24 protein-coding genes are annotated in these 24,394 nt (G+C 37.4%); 4 read left to right on the top strand and 20 right to left on the bottom strand.

The features are described 5' to 3' along the window. Positions 1 to 13: 13 nt before the first annotated feature. On the bottom strand, positions 14 to 643 hold the full coding sequence (locus tag ABWO12_RS04490; protein ID WP_353087593.1) for a PI-PLC domain-containing protein: 630 nt from the start codon (positions 641 to 643) through the stop codon (positions 14 to 16). 103 nt (positions 644 to 746) lie between these two features. Here ABWO12_RS04490 and ABWO12_RS04485 point away from each other — a divergent pair, with 103 nt between their 5' ends. Further along, on the top strand, positions 747 to 1,970 hold the full coding sequence (locus ABWO12_RS04485; RefSeq protein WP_353087592.1) for a glycosyltransferase: 1,224 nt from the start codon (positions 747 to 749) through the stop codon (positions 1,968 to 1,970). Here the strand turns inward: ABWO12_RS04485 and ABWO12_RS04480 are convergent. The 3 genes from ABWO12_RS04480 to ABWO12_RS04470 are packed head-to-tail and all read right to left on the bottom strand — an operon-like array spanning position 1,967 to position 4,792. Then, positions 1,967 to 2,920 (bottom strand): WaaS/CpsH family glycosyltransferase, encoded by a 954-nt coding sequence (locus ABWO12_RS04480; RefSeq protein WP_353087591.1) that lies wholly within the window; start codon positions 2,918 to 2,920, stop codon positions 1,967 to 1,969. The two genes, ABWO12_RS04485 and ABWO12_RS04480, sit on opposite strands and share 4 nt — an antisense overlap. Beyond that, complete coding sequence (locus ABWO12_RS04475) at positions 2,917 to 4,020, bottom strand: glycosyltransferase family 4 protein (protein ID WP_353087590.1); 1,104 nt, start codon at positions 4,018 to 4,020, stop codon at positions 2,917 to 2,919. The genes ABWO12_RS04480 and ABWO12_RS04475 overlap by 4 nt, the downstream gene beginning before the upstream one ends. 1 nt (position 4,021) lies before the next feature. Next, positions 4,022 to 4,792: a glycosyltransferase family 2 protein gene (locus ABWO12_RS04470; RefSeq protein ID WP_353087589.1), complete on the bottom strand. Its 771-nt coding sequence runs from the start codon at positions 4,790 to 4,792 to the stop codon at positions 4,022 to 4,024. Positions 4,793 to 4,857: 65 nt separating this feature from the next. Here ABWO12_RS04470 and ABWO12_RS04465 point away from each other — a divergent pair, with 65 nt between their 5' ends. Next, positions 4,858 to 5,583: a polysaccharide deacetylase family protein gene (locus ABWO12_RS04465; protein WP_353087587.1), complete on the top strand. Its 726-nt coding sequence runs from the start codon at positions 4,858 to 4,860 to the stop codon at positions 5,581 to 5,583. 35 nt (positions 5,584 to 5,618) lie between these two features. Here ABWO12_RS04465 and ABWO12_RS04460 read toward each other — a convergent pair whose 3' ends face one another. Beyond that, a complete protein-coding gene (locus ABWO12_RS04460; protein WP_353087585.1) occupies positions 5,619 to 6,356 on the bottom strand; it encodes a glycosyltransferase family 2 protein in 738 nt (245 codons plus the stop codon). A gap of 50 nt (positions 6,357 to 6,406) precedes the next feature. Between ABWO12_RS04460 and ABWO12_RS04455 the strand changes: the two genes are divergently transcribed. Beyond that, positions 6,407 to 7,879 (top strand): glycosyltransferase, encoded by a 1,473-nt coding sequence (locus ABWO12_RS04455; RefSeq protein ID WP_353087583.1) that lies wholly within the window; start codon positions 6,407 to 6,409, stop codon positions 7,877 to 7,879. A 109-nt stretch (positions 7,880 to 7,988) separates the two neighbouring features. Here the strand turns inward: ABWO12_RS04455 and ABWO12_RS04450 are convergent, their stop codons facing one another. From ABWO12_RS04450 to ABWO12_RS04440, 3 genes are all read right to left on the bottom strand, one after another. After that, positions 7,989 to 8,405: a type II toxin-antitoxin system VapC family toxin gene (locus tag ABWO12_RS04450; protein ID WP_353087581.1), complete on the bottom strand. Its 417-nt coding sequence runs from the start codon at positions 8,403 to 8,405 to the stop codon at positions 7,989 to 7,991. Next, a complete protein-coding gene (locus ABWO12_RS04445; protein ID WP_353087580.1) occupies positions 8,402 to 8,653 on the bottom strand; it encodes a DUF6364 family protein in 252 nt (83 codons plus the stop codon). The genes ABWO12_RS04450 and ABWO12_RS04445 overlap by 4 nt, the downstream gene beginning before the upstream one ends. 119 nt (positions 8,654 to 8,772) lie before the next feature. Beyond that, positions 8,773 to 9,837 carry a glycosyltransferase family 9 protein gene (locus ABWO12_RS04440; RefSeq protein ID WP_353087578.1) on the bottom strand — a complete coding sequence of 355 codons (1,065 nt, stop codon included), beginning with the start codon at positions 9,835 to 9,837 and terminating at the stop codon, positions 8,773 to 8,775. A 62-nt stretch (positions 9,838 to 9,899) separates the two neighbouring features. On the opposite strand from ABWO12_RS04440, the gene ABWO12_RS04435 reads away from it, so the two are divergent. Continuing rightward, positions 9,900 to 10,655, top strand: a complete 756-nt coding sequence (locus tag ABWO12_RS04435) for a lipopolysaccharide kinase InaA family protein (protein WP_353087576.1) — start codon at positions 9,900 to 9,902, stop codon at positions 10,653 to 10,655. Between the two features lie 223 nt (positions 10,656 to 10,878). Here the strand turns inward: ABWO12_RS04435 and ABWO12_RS04430 are convergent, their stop codons facing one another. The 12 genes from ABWO12_RS04430 to ABWO12_RS04375 all read right to left on the bottom strand — a co-directional run. Next, on the bottom strand, positions 10,879 to 12,615 hold the full coding sequence (locus ABWO12_RS04430) for a M48 family metalloprotease (protein ID WP_353087575.1): 1,737 nt from the start codon (positions 12,613 to 12,615) through the stop codon (positions 10,879 to 10,881). Positions 12,616 to 12,632: 17 nt separating this feature from the next. Continuing rightward, a complete protein-coding gene (locus tag ABWO12_RS04425) occupies positions 12,633 to 13,427 on the bottom strand; it encodes a hypothetical protein (RefSeq protein WP_353087573.1) in 795 nt (264 codons plus the stop codon). Further along, on the bottom strand, positions 13,420 to 14,697 hold the full coding sequence (locus tag ABWO12_RS04420; protein ID WP_353087571.1) for a CHASE2 domain-containing protein: 1,278 nt from the start codon (positions 14,695 to 14,697) through the stop codon (positions 13,420 to 13,422). Before ABWO12_RS04420 ends, ABWO12_RS04425 begins: the two co-directional genes overlap by 8 nt. Before the next feature lie 141 nt (positions 14,698 to 14,838). Next, positions 14,839 to 17,772, bottom strand: a complete 2,934-nt coding sequence (locus ABWO12_RS04415) for a TrlF family AAA-like ATPase (protein ID WP_353087569.1) — start codon at positions 17,770 to 17,772, stop codon at positions 14,839 to 14,841. A 257-nt stretch (positions 17,773 to 18,029) separates the two neighbouring features. After that, positions 18,030 to 18,695: a hypothetical protein gene (locus ABWO12_RS04410; RefSeq protein ID WP_353087567.1), complete on the bottom strand. Its 666-nt coding sequence runs from the start codon at positions 18,693 to 18,695 to the stop codon at positions 18,030 to 18,032. Positions 18,696 to 18,927: 232 nt separating this feature from the next. Continuing rightward, positions 18,928 to 19,209, bottom strand: coding sequence for a hypothetical protein (locus tag ABWO12_RS04405; RefSeq protein WP_353087566.1), 282 nt, complete (start codon positions 19,207 to 19,209; stop codon positions 18,928 to 18,930). A 332-nt stretch (positions 19,210 to 19,541) separates the two neighbouring features. After that, complete coding sequence (locus tag ABWO12_RS04400; protein ID WP_353087564.1) at positions 19,542 to 20,210, bottom strand: hypothetical protein; 669 nt, start codon at positions 20,208 to 20,210, stop codon at positions 19,542 to 19,544. Between the two features lie 105 nt (positions 20,211 to 20,315). After that, the gene (locus tag ABWO12_RS04395) at positions 20,316 to 21,038 is read right to left on the bottom strand and encodes an N-acetylmuramoyl-L-alanine amidase (RefSeq protein ID WP_353087562.1); all 723 of its coding nucleotides are present in this window, start codon (positions 21,036 to 21,038) and stop codon (positions 20,316 to 20,318) included. Positions 21,039 to 21,049: 11 nt separating this feature from the next. Then, complete coding sequence (locus ABWO12_RS04390; RefSeq protein ID WP_353087560.1) at positions 21,050 to 21,487, bottom strand: hypothetical protein; 438 nt, start codon at positions 21,485 to 21,487, stop codon at positions 21,050 to 21,052. A gap of 748 nt (positions 21,488 to 22,235) precedes the next feature. Beyond that, a complete protein-coding gene (locus ABWO12_RS04385; RefSeq protein WP_353087558.1) occupies positions 22,236 to 22,802 on the bottom strand; it encodes a 5'-methylthioadenosine/S-adenosylhomocysteine nucleosidase family protein in 567 nt (188 codons plus the stop codon). A gap of 205 nt (positions 22,803 to 23,007) precedes the next feature. Then, positions 23,008 to 23,823, bottom strand: coding sequence for a 2,3,4,5-tetrahydropyridine-2,6-dicarboxylate N-succinyltransferase (locus ABWO12_RS04380; RefSeq protein WP_353087556.1), 816 nt, complete (start codon positions 23,821 to 23,823; stop codon positions 23,008 to 23,010). Positions 23,824 to 23,864: 41 nt separating this feature from the next. Further along, positions 23,865 to 24,394 (bottom strand): hypothetical protein (locus ABWO12_RS04375; protein ID WP_353087554.1); only part of this gene is annotated, 530 nt, incomplete at its 5' end.

Genomic DNA, 24,394 nt, shown 5'->3' with positions numbered 1-24,394 from the left:
TTGAATAATGGGTTTATATTTCAAAATATGCCGATGCGTCTTCGGGAATATCTGTACATAAAATTATGTTCGGATTGTAGTGTAATCCCCCTGCTTTCAACATCGTCCATAACGGTAGGTGATCCCTACGGTGCAAATCACACGAGACAATTGCGACTTTTTTACCGTCCTGAATGAATTGCTCGATATCGGCAGCCGTATACCAAACCGAAAAAAAGGCATCCAACCAAATGCCGTGGCAGTCGGCGTATTTGCTTACTGTTTCTTCGTATTCACTGCGGCGTGAAAAATAAACAAATCCCTTTCGATCATAGTGCAATAAATCGGGAACCGACATATCAAAAACAAAATAATTTGTAATAGTATGTTTTTTGAGTAAGTTTAATAAGGGTTCTTGTAATCCATCGGCTTTAATATTTATTGCTAATGTTCCGGTACAATTGTGTTGTTTGTAAATTTCAAAAAAAGTACTTGCTAACATGCAATTTTCATTGGCCATATCATGTGAAATTACCAATTCTCCTTTAAAATCTCGAAAATCGGTTTCGGTACCATAATTTTTTGAAAACGATCGAATAAAGGCAGTTGCTGTATTTTTTTCTGTTGGCTCTATCCAATATCCACGATGACTGATGATTTCCATGACTTTCAATTTTTAACAAAGATAAAAATGTAAAATTAGCTCACAAGGTTAGGTGTAGTCTTGTCGAAAAAAAGTACTTTTGGCCCATAATTCGAATACAACGATGTTTCAATCACTCAAAATTTATTTCAAAAACCAACAATTAAAAGGAAAACTCAAGCAGTCGAAAACAGCATTCTCAGTGGTATTGCCCGATGTACAAAAAGAGGCTTCCGTCTTGATTGTAGATGATAAATTGCCAGAATACGACAAAGATTCAGGTTCGAGACGATTGAATTTAATCATTGATATTCTCTTAGAACAAGGCATTCAAGTCTATTTGATGGCCGACAAAAAAGAATACAAATACGATACAAGTTATTGCGCATACTACCAAAATAAAGGTGTTCAAGTCTATTTTCCTAGTATTGAAGCCGAAGGCAATTTGGTGACTCGGGAAGGATTCATGGAACGCATTGTGCCACAGGTTTCCGCAGTTTGGTTGCATCGCCCGTTGGTGTTTGCGAAGTACATTGCTCTGGTTCGTTCGTTGAATCCCAATGCAAAAGCCTTGTACGACATGGTAGATTTTCACTATTTGCGCATGAAACGGGAAGCCGAATTGAAGTCCAATGATTCCAAATTATTGGCAGAAGCCGAACGTTTTTTGAAAATTGAACAAGCCAATTGCGAAGCTGCAGATACGATTTTAGTGATTTCTTCTTTAGATAAACAAAATCTGATGCCGTATTACGCCCAAACCCAAAAAATGACAGTAGTGGGCAATATCCATGATTTCATTACGGACACTACCGGACAATTGTCGTTTACCGACCGTCGGGATTTGTTGTTTGTGGGGAGTTTTGAGCATGTGCCCAATATTGATGCCGTACAGTATTTGCGCAAACACATTATGCCGTTGGTGTGGGAACGTTTGCCCGAAGTAAAAGTGACCGTAATAGGGAGCAATCCCAAACCAGAAGTGTTGGCCCTACACGATAAGCGTTTCGAAATTCTCGGCTATGTCAACGATTTGTCGGAAGCGTTTTGTACCCACCGTTTATTCATTGCGCCGTTGCGTTATGGCGCGGGAATCAAAGGAAAAATAGGACAGAGTCTTGAATTCGGACTCCCGCTTGTTACGACACCTATAGGTGCGGAGGGTTTTGATTTTGGAAAAGTAGCTGATGCGATGATTGCTGACAGCCCGTCGGAATTTGCAGAAAAAATCATTGCAGCCTATACCGACGTTACATTATGGGAAGCTATCCGCGAGCAATCTGAGCCTACTTTACAACCGTTCTCGCGTAAAGTCTTAACGGATAATATCGTCAAGACGGTACGTTAAAGTTCAAACACCATATCCACCCAATTGGAAACCGTGTAGTGGTGGTACATTTCTTCCGTTAATGGTTCGAACGGCCGTTCCATAAAGACCTTAATCTCCGTTATCGTTGATTCGTTTAACACCAATATATTGTTGGGATTGTAAAACGGATAACGCCTCACCGAAGCATTCGAAGTTATGATCTTCCGTTGGTACGCCATGGCTTCAAAAATTCGGAAACTCAATCCGTTTTGATCGGTACGAATCAAATCCAAAAATGCTTTCGATTGGAACATTCGGTTTTCTATGGCTTCTAAAAATAAATTTTTTTTTGAATAGACTATACCTACATCCAACTCGACAGGTTTTTTTTTGCCCACACAAATAAAATCCGATTGAATTCCCTTTTCACGGCAATAAGCCGATACTTGATTCCACAGGGGTAAGCGCTCATCAATGGAGGCAATCATAAAGATATCCGTAGGAAGTTCGCTAGCAGGAACCAACGGTTTTTTATCGAGGTAAATGTAATTGCTTATAAATTGAAACCCGTATTTGTCGGCATCGTCTATGTCAAACGTGTAAATCGTGTCGTACAAGCCTTTCAACAGATGGTCGACCGGAAAACGGTTGGTGCTATCGTACAAATATGCAATGTATTTTTGGGTAAAACCTTTTATTTTTTCATGGGTTTTCCTACTAATACGGTCGGGACGAATGACCAAAATTTGATCTTGCCTGCCCCATTGTTCCAGTTCCCGTAGCACGAAGGCTTCCATGTGTACCCGTTTGACATTGGTGCCCAAAAGCAACTTTGAGAAAAAATTCTTGACTTTTTCCCCAAACGATTTGTAACGGTATTTAAACTTTGAAATATCGATGTGATGCGCTTCGATGCCTTTTTTTTGCAGCGCTTCCATGATGTTTTTATCGAAGTCAAAATAGTCAAAACTGATGATCGTGATTTTCATAGTGAGGCGCGATAAACAAGTTCCAATTCCTTATACATCGCCTCTGCAATGACTTCTTTGGTAAAATGGGTCAGTAAATGCTGATACCCGTTGGCCACCAATCGTTGTTGCAACGCTTTATCTTGGAGCAGTTGTACCGTTTTTTCTGCAAAGTCAATCGGATTTTCTTTCTCACAAAGCAAGCCCGTTTCTCCCTCGACCACCACTTCAGGAATTCCTCCTGCTCGGGTCGCTACTATCGGCACATGACTAGCATAGGCTTCCAGTAAGACACCGCCTGTGGGTTCGAGTTTGGACGTAAAAAGAAAAAGGTCAAACTCAGGAAAGAGTTCGGGTATATCTTTTCGAAACCCGAGAAATACAAAATGTGAGGTTAATTCTTTCTCGGCTACCAGTGCTTTAATATTTTCTTCAAGTTCGCCTTTTCCCGCCAAAACAAAGACGACTTCAGGGATTTTTTTGACGATCTCGGCAGCGGCGTGCACCAAAGTGATGTGGTCTTTAAACCCTACAAAAGCGGCAATGTTTCCAATGATGACAGTATCGTCGGTCAATCCCAATTCCTTTCGTAACCATCCTGTGGGTTGGGTGCGGTGAAATTCTTCCAAATCGGTGGCACTTCCCACAATGGAAAGGCGGCTTTTATCTTTGATAGCAGGCGCTAAAACATCGATGACGGCTTGCGAGACACAAACGATTTTCTTCAATCCGCTGTAGTTGTATTTCCATTTGCGAAAAAAGTTGGTATCGACTCTTTTAATTAAAGTACGGAAAAATACCATTGGCGTTTTCCACCCGTATAGTAATGACGAAAGCACACAAAGCGTGTGGGCAGTACTGTTGTGAATGAGAATCAGGTCGATTTTTTCTTCACGAACGATTTGATTGATTTTTTTCATCCATTTTCGGTCGTATTCCGAATGGAAGGGTAGGGTATGGACGCGATAGTTTTTTTCCTGCGCAATTTCGTGCAATCGGGTATCGGGTGTGCATAGTAAGACTTGGTGCATCCCTTTGGCGGCAAAGGCATCGTAATAGTACACAATCTGCTGTTCATGACCGCGCCATACGTTGGACGCTGTGATTTGAAGTAACCGCATGTTAGTCAATTTTTCGGTACATCATCCACAACTGTAAATACCGTTTGAAAACGGAAAAGGAGTGGACGTAAGCCAGAATAAAGCCTTCTTTCCCATCGAGTACCCCTAAGCGGAAAAAATATTGCCACATAAAGCGGTACAGGGGACGAATAAAAAAGTGGTATACGTTGGGACGCACTTTCTTTTGGTACAGGTTTAAGGCTTGCAACTTGCTGTACAAGTTTAGTTTATCGTTGTAGTTGTCAAAACTTTTGTAGCTGTAATGGTTTAAACGGTTTTTAAGTATGCCCACTTTGCCATCGGCTTTGACTTCTTCGTGCACCAAATTGCCGTTGTACGTTCCGTGATTTTTGTTGAAAAGACGTATTGCTTTGTCATTTTGCCATCCTCCAAAACGGATGCGTTTCCCCATAAAATGAAAGGTTCGCTTGACAAAGAAAGCATTTTTGTCGCCTGGATTTTTGACGGTCGCTTTGATTTCTTCCTCCAGTTCAGGGGTGATAATTTCATCCAAGTCAAAGAAAAGAATCCAGTCGTGGGTGGCTTGCGCAATGGCAAAATTCCGTTGTTCGGAGAAATTGGTAAATGGACGTGTGATCACTTTGGCTCCCATCTGGGCCGCGAGGGTTTGCGTATTGTCGGTACTTTCTGAATCGACAAAAATGATTTCATCGGCAAACTTCAATCGTTCGATATACCGCTCCACATTGAGCGCTTCGTTGTAGGAGATCGCCAATGCGGTGATTTTTGGTACAGCGGTATTTTCGGCCATAGATTTGCAATCAAAGCAACAAATATAGTATTTTTACTCCATTCCAATTTTTAAAATTTACGGCAGTGACACGACTTCCCGTATTGATGTACCATAATTTTTGTGCCCAAGAGGAAGCGAGTAAAGGACTTACTTTGGCGGCTTCTCGTTTTGAGGAACAGCTAATGTATTTGCGGTCAAAGGGTTATCAGTCGTTTTTTCTTTCCGAATTATCGGTTCAAACGGTCTTGCCCAAGCGCAGTGTTGTGCTCACTTTTGACGATGTTACGGTAAGTCAGTGGGAATTTGCGGTGCCACTGTTGATTAAATACGGATTCAAAGCAGTTTTTTTTGTGCCTTTTGCCTATTTGGGTAAAACCGATGCGTGGAATGCCACTTCGGGCGCTGCTGCCCATCCGATTATGACTGCCGAGCAACTGCGTGCTTTGGACCCCAATGTGATTGAGTTGGCGCATCATTCGTTTGCTCACCCGCGTTTGGCCACCCTTACTTCGGAAGCCCTACAACAGGATTTTGACCAAGCGCAGCAGGTTATGGCAGTCGAGCAGCTTTCTATCTTTCCGGCTTTGGCCTATCCTTATGGGAACTTTCCGCGTCAACAACCCGTGCAGTCTCACTTTTTTACCCAACTACAAGAAAATGGTATTGCGTTTGGCTTTCGCATTGGAAATACGGTAAGTCGTTTTCCATGGTCGAATCCCTACATTATTCCACGCATTGATATTAAGGGCGAGGATCATTTGCTGCGTTTTCGATGGAAACTTCGATGGGGACGCCTACGGTTGTGGTAAATTATCAGAGGATTCTTAGAAGATTGTAGGCGTAGTTACTCCATTTTTCGTTCGAGGAGCATCATTTTAACGTACCGTGAAAATACACCATACGCATTGACACTCGCTAGTGCCAATCCGGGGAGTCCATCCATAAATCCTTTTTTCAAAATATAAGCCGAGAAAAAACGGTACAAGGGTTTGAAAAACAAATGTAAAAGGGTTACTTTTTTTCCTTTTTGACGGGCCATATCGGCTTGAAACCAGGCATAGGAGTTCTTTTTACTCAACGTATGAAACAACCCTTTGTAGGTGTAATGAATCATGAACGCCTCCAATTGCCCGATACTTCCGTTGACGTGGAGTTTTTCATGAACTTCTCCCGTGAAATGTACGCCGTCATTTTTCACTAAACGGGTCACGCGATCAACTTTGTGGTATAAAAAGCGATTCATAAAATAGTGGGGAAAACGCAATTTATAGCCTTGGTGTTTCGGATTTTTTAAGGTGTTCAGAATTTCCAATTTCAATTTGGGCGTTACCCGTTCATCAGCGTCGATAAATAAAATCCAATCGCCTTTGGCTAATGCAATAGCCGCATTTTTTTGGGCTGAAAAATGATCAAATTTTCGCTGCATTACTTCACATCCCAATCGTTTGGCGAGTTCTGCGGTACCGTCTGTGCTGTACGAATCAATCACAATGATTTGTTGCGCAAAACGTACGGAGGCCACGGCGTCTTCCAAATACGAAATTTCATTAAAGGTGGGGATGATAACCGAGAGGGTGTGCATTCTTGAAAATTGAAAAACAAATTTAGTAAAATTAGGTTACCTTTGCATCCATGCAAAAGAATGTTACCGTTGTTTTAACAAATGGAACCGATTTACCCACCATACAAAGGGTTTTGTGGGGCTATACCACGCAAAACTACCGTAACTTTGAGGTGGTTCTTCTTCAGGAAAAACCGCTGGAGGTTGTTCATTCGGCATGTTTTTTCCCCCTTTATTTTTGTCCTCCCGCACGCTTGTCCTCGCATTTAACCCAATCGCTCACCGATTATGTCATCTTTGCCGATGCGCATGCGGTTCCGCGGGAAGATTTTGTGGAGGAACATGTGAAACATCGGGAAGAGGGCTATTATTTAACGGGGGCTCGTTTTTTTATTCAAGATGCGGTTTTTGATACGTTGACTTTGGAGGGAATTGAATCGGGACATTATTTTAGCACTACTTTTTTAGCCCAACACGCCACTGTTAAAGGACTTAAAGCCTTTCGTGCGATAGAACCTGGAAGTTGGGCCGCACTCTTGGATTATTGCCTTCCTGAGTTGCCTTTCAACTTTTCGAATACTTCCCTTTGGAAGACGGATTGCCTTGCTTTATTGGAGTCAGGGACTTGGGACGAACGCTATCCCGCGCATCGTTATTATCGGGAATGGCCAGGATTACAACAAAAATCAGTTAAAAATACCACTTTACTTATGGCAGCCGCACGCGATAAAAATTTGAAAATCTCGGTGATTGTGAGTACGTATAATGCTGAAGAATGGTTGGAGAAAGTATTAATTGGATATTCGGTGCAAACCTATACCGATTTTGAATTGATTGTAGCCGATGACGGTTCGCGTCCCGAGACCAAGGCGCTTATTGATCGGTATGCTGCAAACTATCCCGTACCCGTTCGTCATTTATGGCATGAAGATTTAGGGTACCGCCGTCAAGAGATTTTGAATGTGGCCATCATAGAAGCGGCTCATGAGTATATCATTATGACCGATGGCGATTGTATTCCGCGGAAAGATTTTGTCGAAATACATGCTCTTGAAGCCGAGCAAGGTCGTTTTCTCTCTGGCGGGTATTGCAAACTTCCGATGAAGACAAGCAAGCATATTGCTCCCGACGATATTGTTTCGCAGCGTTGTTTTGAAGTGGGTTGGTTGAAATCTATTGATCGCTTAGGATTTTCCAATACCTTAAAATTGAGTGCGCAAACCTGGTCGGCCTGGCTTTTGGATCTTATTTCTCCCACGACGCCTTCGTTTAACAATTGTAATTCCTCTGGTTTTCGCAGTGATATGATTGCCATCAACGGGTATGATGAACGCATGAAGTATGGTGGACCCGATCGTGAGTTTGGAGAGCGTTTGGAAAACAATGGCATTAAAGGGAAGCAAATTCGTCACAAAGCCGTCGTATTGCATTTGGACCATCCGCGGGGATACAAAACCCCTGAGTCGTTGGCCGCCAACTTGGCCATTCGCAAAGAAGTCAAACAGCAAAAAATCAAATGGACGCCGTTTGGTATAAAAAAATAAATACAGTATTCAATTTTAGAAATTCTAAGTTCATGATTTTCCTTCGCAAAGTTCGTGTAAAGAATACCATTTTTTGTCTCTTCCTGTAACCCTTTTTGTGAAGTAGTACTTAAGCGATACTATTTATAAATTCGTCTGCAGACATTACGGGAAGTAAGGCGTGTTTGAAATCTTTTGCATTTCGGGTTATGATGACTGTACATGCAGCATCAACAGCGCAAAAATATTGTAAAGCGTCTTCAAAATCATCAAAGTTGGCGTTGAGTCCTTTTTCAATTATGGTTTCATGAATCGTTGCGATTTCACAAAGCACTTTAAATTTTCTCAACTTATCCTTTGCGACAGAACTTCCTTCAAACTTTGAAAGAAAATAGTTGACTGTAGCAAATGAAATGGGAGAGACAACGATTTGAAGTTTTTTTTGATCCGCTAATGTGGCAATTTGAGCCATATCATGATAAAAAGGTTCTCTTTCACCAAGCAAATCAAGGATTACATTAGTATCTAAATAAACCCGCTGCATCATTTGTATTTATGCATTAGATAATCGGAATATTCTTTTTTATAATCCAAGTCAGTAGGCATTTTTTTACCCGAACTCAAACTTTTTACATAGGGAGAGATTTCTATTGAATTATCATTCTTAGCGTCGTTTGTCAGTGCGCATAAGTAGTTTTCTATGATTCTTGATAAACTAACATTTTTTTGAGCAGCATAAATTTTCGCTTTCTCAATAATCTCTTGATTTAGCTTCAATGTTAATTTAGTATCCATAACACCTATTATTGTACGTACAAAAATAAAAAATATATCCGTACAATTTTTATTTCAACGGAATTTAAAGTTTAGCACGCTAGCTTACTACATTGATTTTGAAACTAGTCGATTGATATCTACCCTACATGCCGCGCCAAGAAAGCTTGTAAACGCGCTAGATACAAGTCCGGATGGAGTTCGCGGTACATTGCAGTCGGGTCGGCTTCAATTTTTTTGCGCTCTTCATAGGTGAAGGCCGTGTACAATTCGGGTTTCTCTTCGCGCAAATGCACCGAAGTGTGTAGCATGCCGTCTTCAAAACTTGCCCAATGTTCTTTGTTGACATAAGGCGAAAAGATGGTAAACGTGGGTTTGTCCAGCGCTTTGGCGATATGCACGGTACCGCCTTCGTTGGCCACCAATCCGTCACACTGCGCCATGAGTTTGATAAAGTCGCGTATCGAGGGCGCATAGATATCCAAAATGATACGGTCTTTATGGTGGCAAAGCTCGTAAATTTTCATCGCCTCTGCCTTTTGATGGGGCGAATAGTTAAAGAGCAAGTACACATCAAATTGGGACGCGATAAAATCACAGACTTGTGCGACATAGTCGTAGGGCATGGACTTTTGCGGTGTACTGCCCAATACGCCCATCACAATTACTTTTTTGTCCTTGTATTTGCCCAGCCAATCTTCTTGTTTTTCGGCCTCGGAAAGAAACAATTTGGGCGCATAATCAATCGGCGTGAAGTCGCCCGCATATTCAATCAAATGCACCCGATCTTCGATGGCTTTGCCACAGAACTTATTTGAAGATTGCAGCGCTTCGGAAGGGTGGGTATAGTAGTTCCAGTTCCCGAATTTCTTTCGCGATTTATGTCCGACAGTCATTTTGGCCCCCGAAAATTTACAAATTAAACGGCTTTGCGTTTTGGAATACGGATCAAAGATGATGTCGTATTTTTGCTTTCGAACCCAACGGATGAATTGAAGTAGGTTGCGCCATTTCTTGAGTTCTTTTTCGCGAATGGGAATGATTTTATCGATGTTGGGATTGTGTTCCAAAACGCCTGTTGTAAAGTCGTACGCCATAAAATGCACCTCGCTATCGGGATACTTCCGTTTGAAGTTGTTGGCAATGACTGAGGCGATCAAGACATCGCCAATTCGTTTGTTTTGGATGATAAGAATTTTTTGCATACCATAAAATCTTGGTGCAAAGTACAATTTTTTAATACATTTACCCAAATTAAAACTTGCCTGTGCCAACGATATTGCATCCCGATTACGCCCACCAACAAACTGCTTTGGAAGACTTGGCAGCTCATTTTGAGCAATCGGGTACGTTAATTGTGAAAGGTGCGCGCAATTCGATTAAGACCAATAGGTTAGCCGATGAAACGGTGAGCATTAAATTTTTTAAAACGCCCGGGTTTTTGAAGTCCATTATTTATTCATGGTTTCGTTCTAGCAAGGCCAAACGGTCGTTTGAATATGCGCGGTATTTACAGCAACACGGTATTTTGACTCCTTTTCCCATCGGATACATTGAGGAGCGCAACGGGTGGGGAATGTTGACCAACAGTTATTATTTCTGTCGACATATCGATTATGATTTTACGATACGCGAACTCATACACGATCCGTTGTTTCCCAATCGGGTGGCGATTTTGGAACAATTTACAGCGTTTACTTTTCGCATGCATGAGGCGCGCATTCATTTTTTGGACCATTCGCCAGGAAATACCCTAATCAAGGACTTGGGCAATGGGCAATACGATTTTTATCTTATAGATTTAAATCGGATGCAGTTTCGTACCCTTTCGATGGCGCAACGTATGGACAATTTTAAGAAAATGTGGCTATCAAAAACGATGTTGCGAACTATAGCGGCGACGTATGCGCGTTTGAGTGGCACACCTGAAAGTGAACTATGGCCGGTGCTGTGGCAAACGTCCCAAGACTTCAAGCGCAAGGTTAATAAGAAGAAGTGGTTGAAGCGAAAGTTGAAAAAGTAGTTTTCAGTCGCAGTCTCAGTCGCAGTGTTTAGTCGTAAGTCGTAAGTCGTAAAGTCGCAGAGAGTAGAAGTTTCAGTGTGTTATTCTACTTCTATGGTTTTCAACTGGCTGTCCAAATACCTCTGACTTTGAACAGCACAAAACAAAATATTTAGAGCGCATAATGAGCCAATTGGCGAAAGCTAGCGGCTAATTTGTATTTTGCACTCATGGGTTAGATTATTTATCTTTTTTTCTTTTTACTTGTTTTGGGTGCAGTTTGTGTTTTCTCTTTAGTACTTGCTGAAGGTTTTGGTTTCGTCAGTTTTCTAATCATTTTTTTATACTCCTCTTCATTATTTACGGCATCTTCAATTAGTTTAGCATTGTTCCAATAAAGAGCAACTAATTTGTTTAGAGCTTGATAGCGTTTAATTTCGTCGGGATGCGTTTTGGTACTTTTTGCCTTGTAATCAATTTGCTTTATAGTCATTAAACCTGTAACTGCTTGTCGTGTTAAGCCACCTGTTGTATACGTTTTATTTGGATTTTCAATATCCTCTTTCCGAATGGCTGCGATTTGCTGTTCTGTAATTGCTTTCTTAGAACTTTCATCTGATATTTCGCCGTAAAGTTCATAGATGTTTTTCCATACCACAGGTGCTTCTCTAGGGTCATATCCAGCTAAAACTGCCAGAGAAAGGCCAACTCTATCCGCCTGATACTCTTGCTCAATAGAATATTGCGATAGCTTCATATCGTGATATAAAGTTGTTGTCGTTTTTATTCCCTCTGAAATTAATTTCTGATTTTCATCTCGTTGTTTTTTTCTCTCGAGTTCTGCCTCTTGCTCTTCTTTTATTTGCTTTGATGACTTGGAATCGGATTTTTTTGCATCTTTAACTCCGTCTTTTATATCTAGCGCTGTATTGGCGGCTGTAGCTACTTTATCATAGGCTGATTTCAAAAAACTGGCCTTTTTCTCTTTTTTTTCTATTTTGCTGTATTCACCTGCTTGATGTTCATAAATAGCATGTGCAATTTCGTGTGCCAAAACTGTTGCTAATTGGGCTTCATTTTCTAAATTAAAAAGTAAACCCGTACACACATAAGCCAAACCATTTGGACTCACATAAGCTAATACATCTGGATTATCTACCACAATAAAAATGAAATTAATTTTTTTCCCTTTTATATGTTCAGGAATTAATTTTTGTCCAATTCGATTTACATAATCTTGTATTTCTTCATTATCCGTAATTGCACCTAAACCTTCTATTTGTTTTCCAAAAAGTGTATTGCGTTTTATGGGATCTATCCAATCGGAATAGAGTAGGTCATAATTTTTTTTGTCAGCTTTTAATGCGGCTTTATCAAATGAGGTCTCTACATTGGGGCTTATTATAAAAGTGGTGGCGCTGTAAAATCCCTCATCGTCATATTTCCCTTCTATTTTTGCATAATCACCTTCCTTAATTTCATTAACACTATTAAATACATAGTCTTTATATCCTGAATTTTTATCTCCCTTAATTTTTTTTCCAACGGCTAATTTTATTTTGTTTCCATCAACATAAGCAAATTCACCTCTGATTAAATCGATTCTACCATTTATTTCTTTATCGGCATACTTTGATGAAAGGGTTATTTTTTCTATAACCTTTTTATCTTCTTCTTGAAACCATTTTCCTTCCACAAGAATCTCATCGCTACTTCTAAAATCTTGTAGGGTTAAGTTACTTTTCTTATTGCCCTTTTCATAGTTAAATTGACAATTATCAACCGAAAAAACTTCGCTTCGTAAAACCTCTTCATCACCTAAGTTTTTATCGGTTGTAAAAAAGTTGACCAAAATCATTTTGGAATCATAGTCTATTGCTTGAATATAGCCTTTCTTGGTGAAAGGAATAGGTAAATCTTTTACCTGACAAGTTGCAATTTGAACCATAAGTAAAAAAAGAAATGTACTTGTTTTTTTCATGTTTGCTATTTTTTTCGTTACTCAATAATTCCATTTTTTATCTTGTATTCTTCAATAAGTATTGCCTGTAATTCTGCGTTAAATTGGGATAAGGCTTCTTTAAAGGTTGCAAAATCCTGTTGCATTTTATTTATTTCTAATGCATCGAGTTTAATCAATGTTTGATTTATTCTTTTTTTCTTGTCCGATTTTGAATAAATAAACCATTGGTAGGGTCCTGTTTTATCTAGATTTACTTCCTTCTTCCCAATATGAGTTGCTGGTTCATTGATTAACGTATCTCTTGTTGGCTCATGTATAACATAAAGACGACCGTTTAAAATACTGTTTTTTAATTTCCAATCGAGAACTATTGAATTTGAGCCTGTTTTTGCAGAATCGATAGGCTTTATTATTTCTTCTTTATCCAACTGTTCTTTGTCTTTCTTGTCATTTAATCCTTTAGCTGCCCCAATTGCTGATCCTTTCGCATCTGTATTTACTTTTCCTATTTCGTGATAGGTCAACATTAATCGATAGAAAGAAGATGGGGCATTGACTTTAAGGTTGTCGAGTATTTGTTTGTAATTAATTGTGGCTCCATCAATACTTACTTTTTTATACATTTTTTGTTTTGAGAAGATAACAAATTCAGAACCCGTTTCGTAATGAACCGATTTAGTCGGACTTATTACATACCTGGATTTAGGTAATAAATAATTTTCTCTGTCAAATGAAACCTTTCCTTTGTATACAACAATTGAAATTTCCTGAGCAAAACTGGTGATTGTCAACAGCAGAAAAAAGTAGCATGTAAAGTAATTCTTATTCATTATTTATATGTTTTTGTTGTTGTCTTTTGTGTTTGGCTTTTTCATGATAGGACTCCACAAAAAAGGACTTTAATTCTATAAGGAAAATCATTGCAATTCCAATATAAACGGTATTGAGGTGATACGACAATCCCATTAGCTTAATGGAAAGGTAATTGATAAAAATGATACTGGCTATCATCACTGTTATCTCTACAACTATTTGTACATACACATTTTTTAAATTTTCAATCAAAATAAAAATAAGGAAAAAGTACCCTGTAATAAAGTACAGCAATACAAAATATTTGAAACCATTAATACAGTGCATCTTTTCGCCCAATTGTAACTGCTTTATTGCATTGGCATGAATCACTACACCGGGCATTATTTTTTCTTTAAAAATAAATTCCAACCCTGTAGGCGATTGATGCTTATCGGTCATGTCATCAACATTGTTCATCTTTTCGATTCCTTCGCCCAAATGTCCAATCAGTACTATTTTATTATGAAAGAACTTTATCCTATCTTCTTTTGACATCCCTTTCAGTATGGTATCGGCTTCGATTGCTGGAAATGCAAAGACCTTTTCCTCTTCGTTTTTATCAAATACGTTATAAAACCCTTTCCCTTTGCAATAGTACTTTAAATGAAATTCTTCTTCCTTTATCGTATCATAATCTCTATCCAAGCAACCATTGGCAAACGTGTTTTTTATGGTGTCTCCGTGTATTCTATTGTAGTTGTAATACATTCTCACCGTCTTATTTTCTTCATCAGGAAAATTGACATTGTAGGTTTGTAATTTTTTGAAAATAGTTTTGTTTTGCTTCGACTCGGCTACAACACACTGTTTTTCGATAAATAAATTTTCAAGTTCCTTATCGGTTTTCGTATCTCTCTCTACATCATATTCTAAATCGACACCAATTTTTTTGGGTTGGCAATAGCTTGAATCGGTTAGTGCACGAATAAGCTGGATCATCTCTCTTCTTCTGCCGTATCCTTCTTCGTTTTTGAGCGAACCTGAGTTGATTATAATGATGTTGCTTGTTTTGGCTGAGTCACTTTTGGAAAGTGTATCTTGATTTTGATAATAAAGATCAGAAAAATCGATGTCTTCTATGGCAATTTCTTTGAAGCTATAAAATTCTAATGGAACACTATGAAAAAAAAGAAACAGGGCAAAACCAATACCAAAAAAAATAAGATGCGTTTTTAAAAACACTCCTTTTTCTATGGGGTGAATGGTCGGTTTTAGTAGTCTTTTTAGGTGATTTTTAATTTTCATTGGCTTTGTAATAGTACTTCGTAGAAGTGGTTTTGTTGTTGTTACTTTTCTTTTTATGAATTTGTTAGATTTTGCAGTCTAAGTCACGGAATACTTCGTCAATTCACTTTGTTAATATGCAAATCCATGCGGTCAAGTTTATTATTGAAACCCATATTTCACCTCTCTTTTTTTGAAAGCTTCTTTTCCTCCTTCTACGATTTCTGCAATATGTTCGCGAATACCCATACTTTTTAATAAATCTTTTTCAGAAGTATTTATTGGAAAACTATTTTCAAGTGAACCATTGATATAATCAAAAGTGTAAGGACTGTTACTTTCAACATCATTTTGTCCCTTTTGATTAGCTACTATAATATTCTCAGCATCTGCATTTACAACTATATTTGGATTATGAGTGACAAGAATAATTTGTCTATCAACTTTTTTTGACTTCAAATACCTAACAAGTTCTTTTGATACTGAACGGTTGTCTAGATTATCCTCTGGTTGGTCAATTAATATTGGACCTTTTTCTTTACTGAGTTTTATAATTAATTTGAGTAAAATGAAGCTTGCTTTTCCTGTTGACATTTTGTGAATATCATCATTGTCTGATTTAACATCCCAATGATCAAAAAACAAATCAGTCATTATCTTTTTGCAAGCCTCTGTAGAATTAATTGAACTTAATAATACGTATTTTTTACCTTCAATTTTTTCAAAGAGTTTCATTAAATCTTCTTTAACTTTACTGTATTCAAATGCAGATAATCCATTTTTTTTCTCATCATATATATATTTGAAGTCATTGTTATTAAAACTTCTTCCATCACTAATGCTTTGAATAAGTCCTCTAAATTTTTTGAAATTATATTTTACAGAACCAAAGATTTCTACTTTATCATCATCACCTTTTATAGACGAAATTCTAGGCTTTAGTTCATCGATTATTTTACTATATTGACGAAAATTGATTTCAAAATCATTAAAAATTTTATTTTTTTGTTCGTTTAAAGATTTCCTTTTAGTTAAAACTTCATTTTGAAATTGCTTGATTTCACTTAATTTAGTTTCATCATCAGAAATACTTTTTTGGATGGCTTCAATTTGTTTACTATTCTCTTGTTTTTCAATGTAAGGCTTTAGTTCACTATCCAGTTGTTGTTTTTTACTTGTAACACGATTTACTTCCTTTTTGAATTTGCTATCTGTGATAAATTCGCCTTGTCCATTTTTCAACAAATCTTTTTCAATAGAATTTATCTCTTCAAGTGTTTTTTCAATGAATTTATATTTTTGTTCAAATTGTTCTTTAATACTATCAGTATTTATAGATTCTACAACAATTCGTTTTCTAATCAATTGCTCATTTAATATTCTTTTTAAATCCGAATTGAAGTTTTTGATTTTTTCATAATCTATATTTAGATTATTTTCATCAACATTAGCTAGATTTTTTTGAGCAACAAGCTCATTATATTTTTTTAAATCCTCTGGAGAAAAGGATTTGCTTAATGAAGCAATTTTCTTTTTATTTGATTCAATTCCTTCCTGTAATGATTTTGTATCACCTCTACTAGAAAGTTCATTTTCTTTTTTTACAATTTCTTCTTTAAGTTGAAAGTAATAATCAATATCTCTATTTCTTTGTTCATCATTTTTTTTAACAGTTTCTACAAATTCATCATATTTCTTTTTGTAAAGAGGTTCTTCAAGAATTAAATTTCGAATGAGTTCTTTAAGTGTTGCCCCATTCTTTCTGCTTTTATCTACAAGATTAGATAAATGATTTTGAGGAATATATTTTATACTTGGTAATATGCTAGAGTATACAATTCTATCTTTTAATGATTGGCTACTACCTGAAAACAATTTTACTTTAAAATTGAAAGCAGAATCATTACTTGATAAATCATATAAATCTTTAGTTTTTCCATCTTCACTATCTATATATTTTAAAACCTCATCATTCGTATTGGCATATAATGTTCTAGCCATTTTGTAAAGCAAAATTGATTTACCAGAAGATTTTCCACCAATTATAACATTTAGATTTTTATTTAATTTAATAGGCTCAGGAGTGAATTTTTTGTTTGATGATTCAAAACTTACTTCTTCAATCATCAAGTTGTCTAATTTTTCAGCTTCTGGTTGTTCTTTTTGAATACGAACTCTTTCCGTTGGTTCATAGATGATTTGTTTTAACCCTTCAAATGTTGGGTCTGCTTTTATCCAAGTTATTTTATCAGATGGATACTTTCCATAATCAGAATATTTGTGTGCATCACTACCAGATATGCAAGGTTTAGGTACCTCCCCCAATGTTTTATAAAAATTTTCGAAATAACTTTCATTTTCATCAGTCATAATACCGTTAAATAAATCTATATTACACTTATCCCTAGATTCAAAAATATGAGTACTCTGCATAAAATAATTATCAGCATGTGGATGCTTTTTCCAATCAAGTCTTGACAATCCATCACTAGTATCATAGGGTAAAATGATAAATCCACTTCCTTGAGGTATTTGTTCAAAAGCAGCCTCTAGAGATTCTTTTGTTATTTCTGCTGTTTGAGACCCCAAAAGCAAAAGTTGGGATTCATCCAAATCTTTAGGATCACTAAATGAATGTATTTTTGCTTTACTAGCATCAAGAGTTCTTGCAAATTGTATTAAAGCATCATCTGAAAGTTTTCTTCCTATAGATCTTATAATTAATTCAGATTTGAAATCTAATAATTGCTGTTTTGTTAATTCATTTGATAATATAAAATGTATATTCAAACGATAACTAGTTGGACTTTCAACCCTCAATTCCATTCCTGGAAATACAGTTTTTTTTAATTCATTAGGATGTTTGTTAAGATAATCTTTTAAATCAAAATAAAAATCAAATGTCCAATAATCCATTAAACAAAAAACAGATACATCACTTTTATTTACTGTTTCTATAAAAGTTTTTATTTCAATATCTTTTTCTTCAACACCAAGTTCTTTATATTTTTTTGTTCCATTCCAATAAAATGAAGCTGGTGTATGTATATGCAAATCCCATTTTCTCCACTCTGAACCTCTTTCAATTTTTGTCATAATTAAATCTTTATCGGTGTCATTTTAAGCTTGCAACCAATTAATAAATAAACCTTTATTTATGTATTTTTTTATTCTTTATTATTATTCCATCTTCCTCAAAATCAACCCAATTTGTACCAAATTACTACTATTACTGGAATTTGTTGTCATGCTTTTAATAGCATGGAGAGTGAGCTTATTGTTTTTATTACTCTAAAAGTAGTGAGAGGCTTTATAAAATGGAGTAACTTATTTTATGTTTACTACAAATAATTTTATTTTATCCTCTTTATAATTACCCATGAAAGTTCATTTGGTTTATAAATATCTCTTTGAACAATAAATTCATCGGGATGTTGTGAGGTTACAGTTTCAATAAGTCTATTCGTAATTCTAGCATCTGTTTTTCGTAATGAATCAAAACTTATAAAGTGATTTGTATCTATTGTACTTTTAAGTTTTAAATAAACTAAGTTTTCTAAACGTTTTTTTAATGAATTCGTGATTGTTGTATCATTCAATACAAGTAATTTTTGTGTTTCTTTATTTTTTTGAGTTTGAGTGTAAGTAAAATCATTTGGAAATTTATTTACTATATCGTCAATTCTTTCATATGAAATGTCATCAAAAGTATTTTTTATATTATTGATATCAACGGCCTCATAATCTCCTCCATAAAGAATAAAGTACTGTTTAATCTTTAAAGCATCCTTTCTTAAACTCTCCTCATAATCTCTTCTAAGTATTATAACTATAAGTGATAACATTAACAAAATAATGTAAATCAAAATACTTTTCTTAGTTATATTCATTAGACCTTTTGAAAGAAATCCAGACAAGTAATAAAGAAATCCAGCTATTGATAAAATACAAAATGGTAAAGTGTAGAAACTCTGTTCTGTTAAAAGCTTGTATATGGTTATAAATTCATCTACTTTCATGATCACTATATTTTAATTCCTACCTACTTTCCCAGTTTTCGGCATCCCTGTATATGTTTTTTAATCTATTTTCCACATTTCGGCGGGCAACGGTTCTATCGGAGCGGTTGGTTTTTACCGCCAATTTTGTAGGAGCTGACTTTAGCGCCCTGCATCCTAGTTGTATTTAAAAAGTACGCAATTGATCGGTTAAGATCGGATCAAACTTGGTGCTGTACTTTTCGCTCACCACTTAGAATCGGTCCTCTACGGTTGTCATTTTGGTTTTGGTTGCTTTAGTATATTTTGATTTACCTTTGGGATAGTATTCTTTGAATGCCGTTGCTTTTTCATTGCTCAAAGCTGCGGCAATATTCACATAATGGTCTTTCACAAAAGTGGTAAACTGTTTGATGAATTCATCTACTTTTTGGGTTTTACTTACTTGATCATTGTGGCTAGTATCGACTTTGCCTATTTCTTTTCTAGACGGATCGATTGTCGTTTGTAATGGTGAGATGTGCAGGTTGTACATATAGCCTTTGTTGTTTTTTTCAGTTTTGCCAGCACATTTTGGGAAAAACGCAATAGGTAATAGGTAGTAATTCTTCTATCGTCAAACAAATTGCCAAATAGCATGTATTAACTGGGTTTCATAAATTATTTAATTTTTTTCCTTTTGGGTTTTATTACTATTTTCTTATAACATCTTGTGAATACACTGGGCACAATCAAGCCTAAATATAGAAAGTCGGTCTGTATATTTCACAAAGTGGATTACAAGATGTATAAGAACGTATAGGGATTTTAGCTAATGGCGGTGAATGGATGGCGGGCATGGGATTTTATTTATTTTTATTCAATGTTTTAGGTATTAAAATGTTTTATTCGTTCTATTCTCATGGCAAAAGGGACTTTGGAACTTTGAAAAGAATAAGAAATGCTTCTTCCCATTTTAAATTTATTTGATGTATCTAATTGTTCTTTGGGTAATGCTAATTCAAAATTAGCTTCTATATCAGTATCTATTGTAATTTCTAATTTCCCATAAAACAACTCTGTTATCATGTAAGCACGTCTTAATCCACTTCTGTATTCACTCCAATGATTCTCTTTAATTTGATCTAACATTTTATCTATAATTAATCGATCTCTGTTAGGCATTGATATACCTAATGAATCAGTAATTGTGAAAGAACTAACTTTTTTTAAGTCAAAATTGGCATCTAAACCAATCTGGTTGGCTATTTTTAATGATAAAACATCTTCAATTTCAAATTCTCTATCATATTGCGCAAATTCTGCCTCTATTTTTGGCAAACTTCTCATCTCATTCAAAATTGCTTCGCATTGGTCTATAGTAATTATGTTTTTTTGTACGAAAGTATTGTAAATGTAATCGGGCATGGAGGGGTGAGTAAAAGAGGGAGAATCAAGCCAACCGCCGTCCCATACACATTTACCTAATGTTAAGTTTTCTGTCGCTGCTGGTATTAACTCAACACCGTACTTTCTGTAAAATGCTCTTAGATTCATAATTTCTAAATTTTTATATTTTGCCTACTCTAGTTCCTCTTTTCGGCTACCGAGATTTTATTTATGCACCGTATAAGAATGGACATATATTTTAATTTAAGTGTCTTAGAATTTCACTAAATAATCCGAATGTACAAACTCTTCCGGGCCAATTTGATACCAAATGCCTACTTTGTTTTCTACAGTTACTATATCGCCCATAGTTAGTTTTCGTTGAATGGCAAATTGAGTACCGGCACCGGCTCGCACGTTGAGTTGAGATACATTCACGCGGTAACGATTGTTGACGGGGGCTTCGGCAAATACTTCCTCGAGGAAGGTGTTCCAAATGGTGTCGTCGAGCATCATGCGCGGACAATCTTTTCGGGTAATGTCATAGTGTCTTAAGACATTCTCTCGGGTAATTTTGTATTTTTTGGCTAACATACGGGTGAGTTCAATAGTTTGCGCACGGGTAATGTCGAAGTTTCCGTCGCTGTTTACGCACATTTCAATACCAATACTCACATTATTTGGGCTAGAAGAAGTCCCCATTATTCGGTGAGCTGTTTCAGTGTAACGATGGGCTTTGGCACCCACATGATATCCAACTTCAAGATCAGGGAGACATTGAACAATAGAAGTAGAATCAACAATATAATGCGCCGAAGCATAAATCAAATTGCCCTTCGAGTCATAATGCTTAGCATTAAAATAATTGCGGTTGGCTAAAGCATTGGCGCCTCTGTTGGTGTTGGCTGTCCAATGAATGATAATCGCTTTCAAAGCTACCAACGGACGATGGGGTCGGTTATGCCCCGTAATAAAACGTTCAGTTATTGGAAACATAATGCAGAGTATTATTGGTTAACGTCATCATCTTCATCCCGATCTTGAGCAACTATTGGAGTGACAGTAGGATTATGCAGTGATGAACTTGATGCATTGGGGGTTGTAGGAGTTACTGAAGGCGGAGCCAAGGGAGTAATCTTTTGTAAATACGTTGAAAAAAGTCCCTCAATAAAGTCAGTTCCAGAATACCCCACAACGATAACCATTAGAATATTTTTCTTATCACTAATGTCCATTTCATTCAAAAGAACAAACAACGCTCCTGCAATAAAACCAATAAGTAAACTAACAACCATTCGATTAGAGTCTTGAGACTGACTTTCAACATTGGGATTACGTTGACTATCGGCGACTTTTTTTAAACCTATGGTCATGCGAATACCTTGGCCTAAAAATCCAAGTAATCCCCCCGTTAGAATTTGTTCAATAATTGGTGTTGTAATCATAGTTATTTAAGTTTAGAGTTTAAATTCTAAACCATAAAACACTTAGTAGCTTGTAGAAATTGAGGGTGTTGGGAACGTGATTGGAAATAGAAGTGAAGGCTAATAAATTGCAAATCAATTACTATAACACAAAAACCTAACACAATATTCCAACAAAATTTTGATAAAAACCTTAGGGTTTTTCCCCTTTTTTCAAAGTATTTTTCCCTATTAATAAGGGTGTTTTTCCTTATTAATGAGGATGTTTTTCCTTATTAATGAGGATGTTTTTCCTCTAGAAATAAAATATTTTCCCCCAGAAGTTTTGCTAGTACAAGTCAATGTTTTTGATCATTTGTATTGATGTACATGTCAAATAACCTCGATATAGTTATTTAAAGACGAGTCAGATCGTATGTGGTATAAAAATGGAATGGGTTTAATAGTGTAACATTAGCTGCGAAAGAACGCTCATTTTCAAATCTTCAAAATATCACATTTTCAAATTGAAGTTTAAAAGTGGAATAGGTTTAAAAAGTGTATTGGGTACACCTATTTCTTTTCTCTTGCTTCTTGCGTCTTTCTTCTTTTTCACCGCAAAGAAGCAAAGTTTACGCAAAGTTCGTAGTTCGCAGTCTCAGTCTCAGTCGCAGTGGGCAGACATTAGACTTTAGTCGTTAGACGTTGGAAGGTGTTCGATCACAACTGTCTTTACAATACGTGGATTGCTCAGGAGCTCAGCCCCGAAGGATCGGGATCAGTAGCTTATTCACCCCAACAATAGCCTCCCATACGCTTCCGCGGCTTTGTTCACCTGTTCGGACCAGTCGGAAGCGGCGTTGTCATCGGCGCCGTCGGAGATGTATTTAAGGCATAGAAACGGAATTTTTTCTTGTTGGGCGATGTAGGCGAGGGCATAGGATTCCATATCGACTACAGTATACAAGGATTCGGCGTGTTCCATTTCAAAACTATCCCCCGTGCCACACACCGCATGAGGGAGTCCCGCAAAGGATTCGCCATACTCCAACACCACGGGAAGCCCCGACAACGGTGTTTCGTATAATTTAAAACCCAACCCACGCACATCCATATCACGTTGTACAAATTGGGTACAATGCACCACGGTTCCTTTCGGGAAATGGGTACTGCCCACCGTTCCCAGATTAATGATCAGTTTGGGACGTTGTATCGCCAAGGCTTTGGTCAAGGCATACGCCGCTTGCACTTTCCCGATGCCTGTAAACAAAACATTATGACCGTCAAAGACATCCGCCGCTTCGGATTCTAACGCAAAACAAAAAAGGATTTCCTGGGGCGAAAGGGAGCGAATCATTGAGGTTATTTTAAATTTTGAATTTTAAATGTTAAATGGTTCTTCAAAAGAGCAAATTTCTTTTTTAAACGGTTCTAACCTGAAACTTTAAACCTTAAACCTGAAACTTTTCTATAGCTGCTGAGACTCTGAGACTCTGAGATTCTGAGCTTCTGAGAAATTTTGGTAAAAACCTGAAACTTTAAACCTTAAACCTGAAACCCACTTACACCGCTACATCATACTCGCGTAACGCATCATTCAACGACGTTTTGAGGTCGGTCGAGGGTTTGCGCTTACCGATGATGAGTGCACAAGGCACTTGGTAACTTCCAGCGCCAAATTCTCTGGAATAACTTCCTGGGATAACCACCGAGCGGGCAGGAACTACGCCTTTGTATTCAACGGGTTCGCTTCCTGTCACATCGATGATTTTCGTTGAGGCGGTCAAGCAAACATTGGCTCCTAAAACGGCTTCTTTTTCTACCCGCACGCCTTCAACCACAATGCAACGCGAACCAATGAACGCACCATCTTCAATAATTACGGGGGCCGCTTGCAAGGGTTCCAAAACGCCACCAATACCCACACCACCACTTAGGTGGACGTCTTTCCCGATTTGTGCACAACTTCCCACGGTGGCCCAGGTATCGACCATCGTACCTTCATCGACATAGGCACCGATGTTGACATAACTCGGCATTAAAATTACCCCTTTGGAAATATAGGCCCCGTGACGCGCTAAGGCATGGGGTACCACGCGAATTCCTTTCTCGGCATATCCTCGTTTTAAAGGCATTTTGTCGTGGTATTCGAAAATTCCCACTTCAAAGGTTTCCATTTTTTGAATGGGGAAGTACATCACGACGGCTTTCTTCACCCATTCGTTTACTTGCCAACCGCCTTCGATGGGTTGGGCGACCCGAAGTGTTCCTGCATCCAAAAGGTTAATCACTTCGCGGATAGCCTGTTGTGTGGTTTCTTCTTTCAATAATTCGCGGTTTTCCCACGCTTTTTCTATGGTTTGTTGTAGTGTTGACATGTCTAAAAATTGAATGACAAAGATAGCAGTTTGTTTGTTTTTTACGGACGGAACTCTGGATTTTTCCATCGGTAGCCCAAGCGAATTTTTTGGTAGGTTCGACCCCAAAATCCGAGTTGTTTGTACCGACGCTTGCCTGACGAAAGTTGCCGTGGATCCCACTGCGGAGCCTTTTCCAATCGATCTTCCCAAACGGGATAATGTGCCAAAAACGCATGAATTACGGGTCTGAATTCTTTAAAGTACCAATAATGGTGTACCCAATTTTTACTTTCCGCTAGGGGTTCATGTTGCAGCGCTTCCGAAACGGCAATCTGTTCCATACTAAACAACGGGTAGGTCGCATACAACGCATCCATAAAGGCTTCGGCGCGATACAAAAGCGGGAGATGTTGGTTGGAAACCCCAATACATCCCGAATTCCAAACTTCAAAGGCTTCACTCAACGTAATTAGTTCACCGTTGGGTAAAGGAAATGCAGCTTGTTTACGCAACACTTTTTTCATTTTGCGAGCGATTCCTCCGGTATTAGCCTTTAACGCTCCTTCATTTTTATCCATAAACACCATTC

This window comes from Flavobacterium sp., from assembly GCF_040379285.1.
In the GTDB taxonomy this organism is placed as follows: domain Bacteria; phylum Bacteroidota; class Bacteroidia; order Flavobacteriales; family Flavobacteriaceae; genus Flavobacterium.
This window is presented reverse-complemented; position numbering and strand designations above follow the sequence as displayed.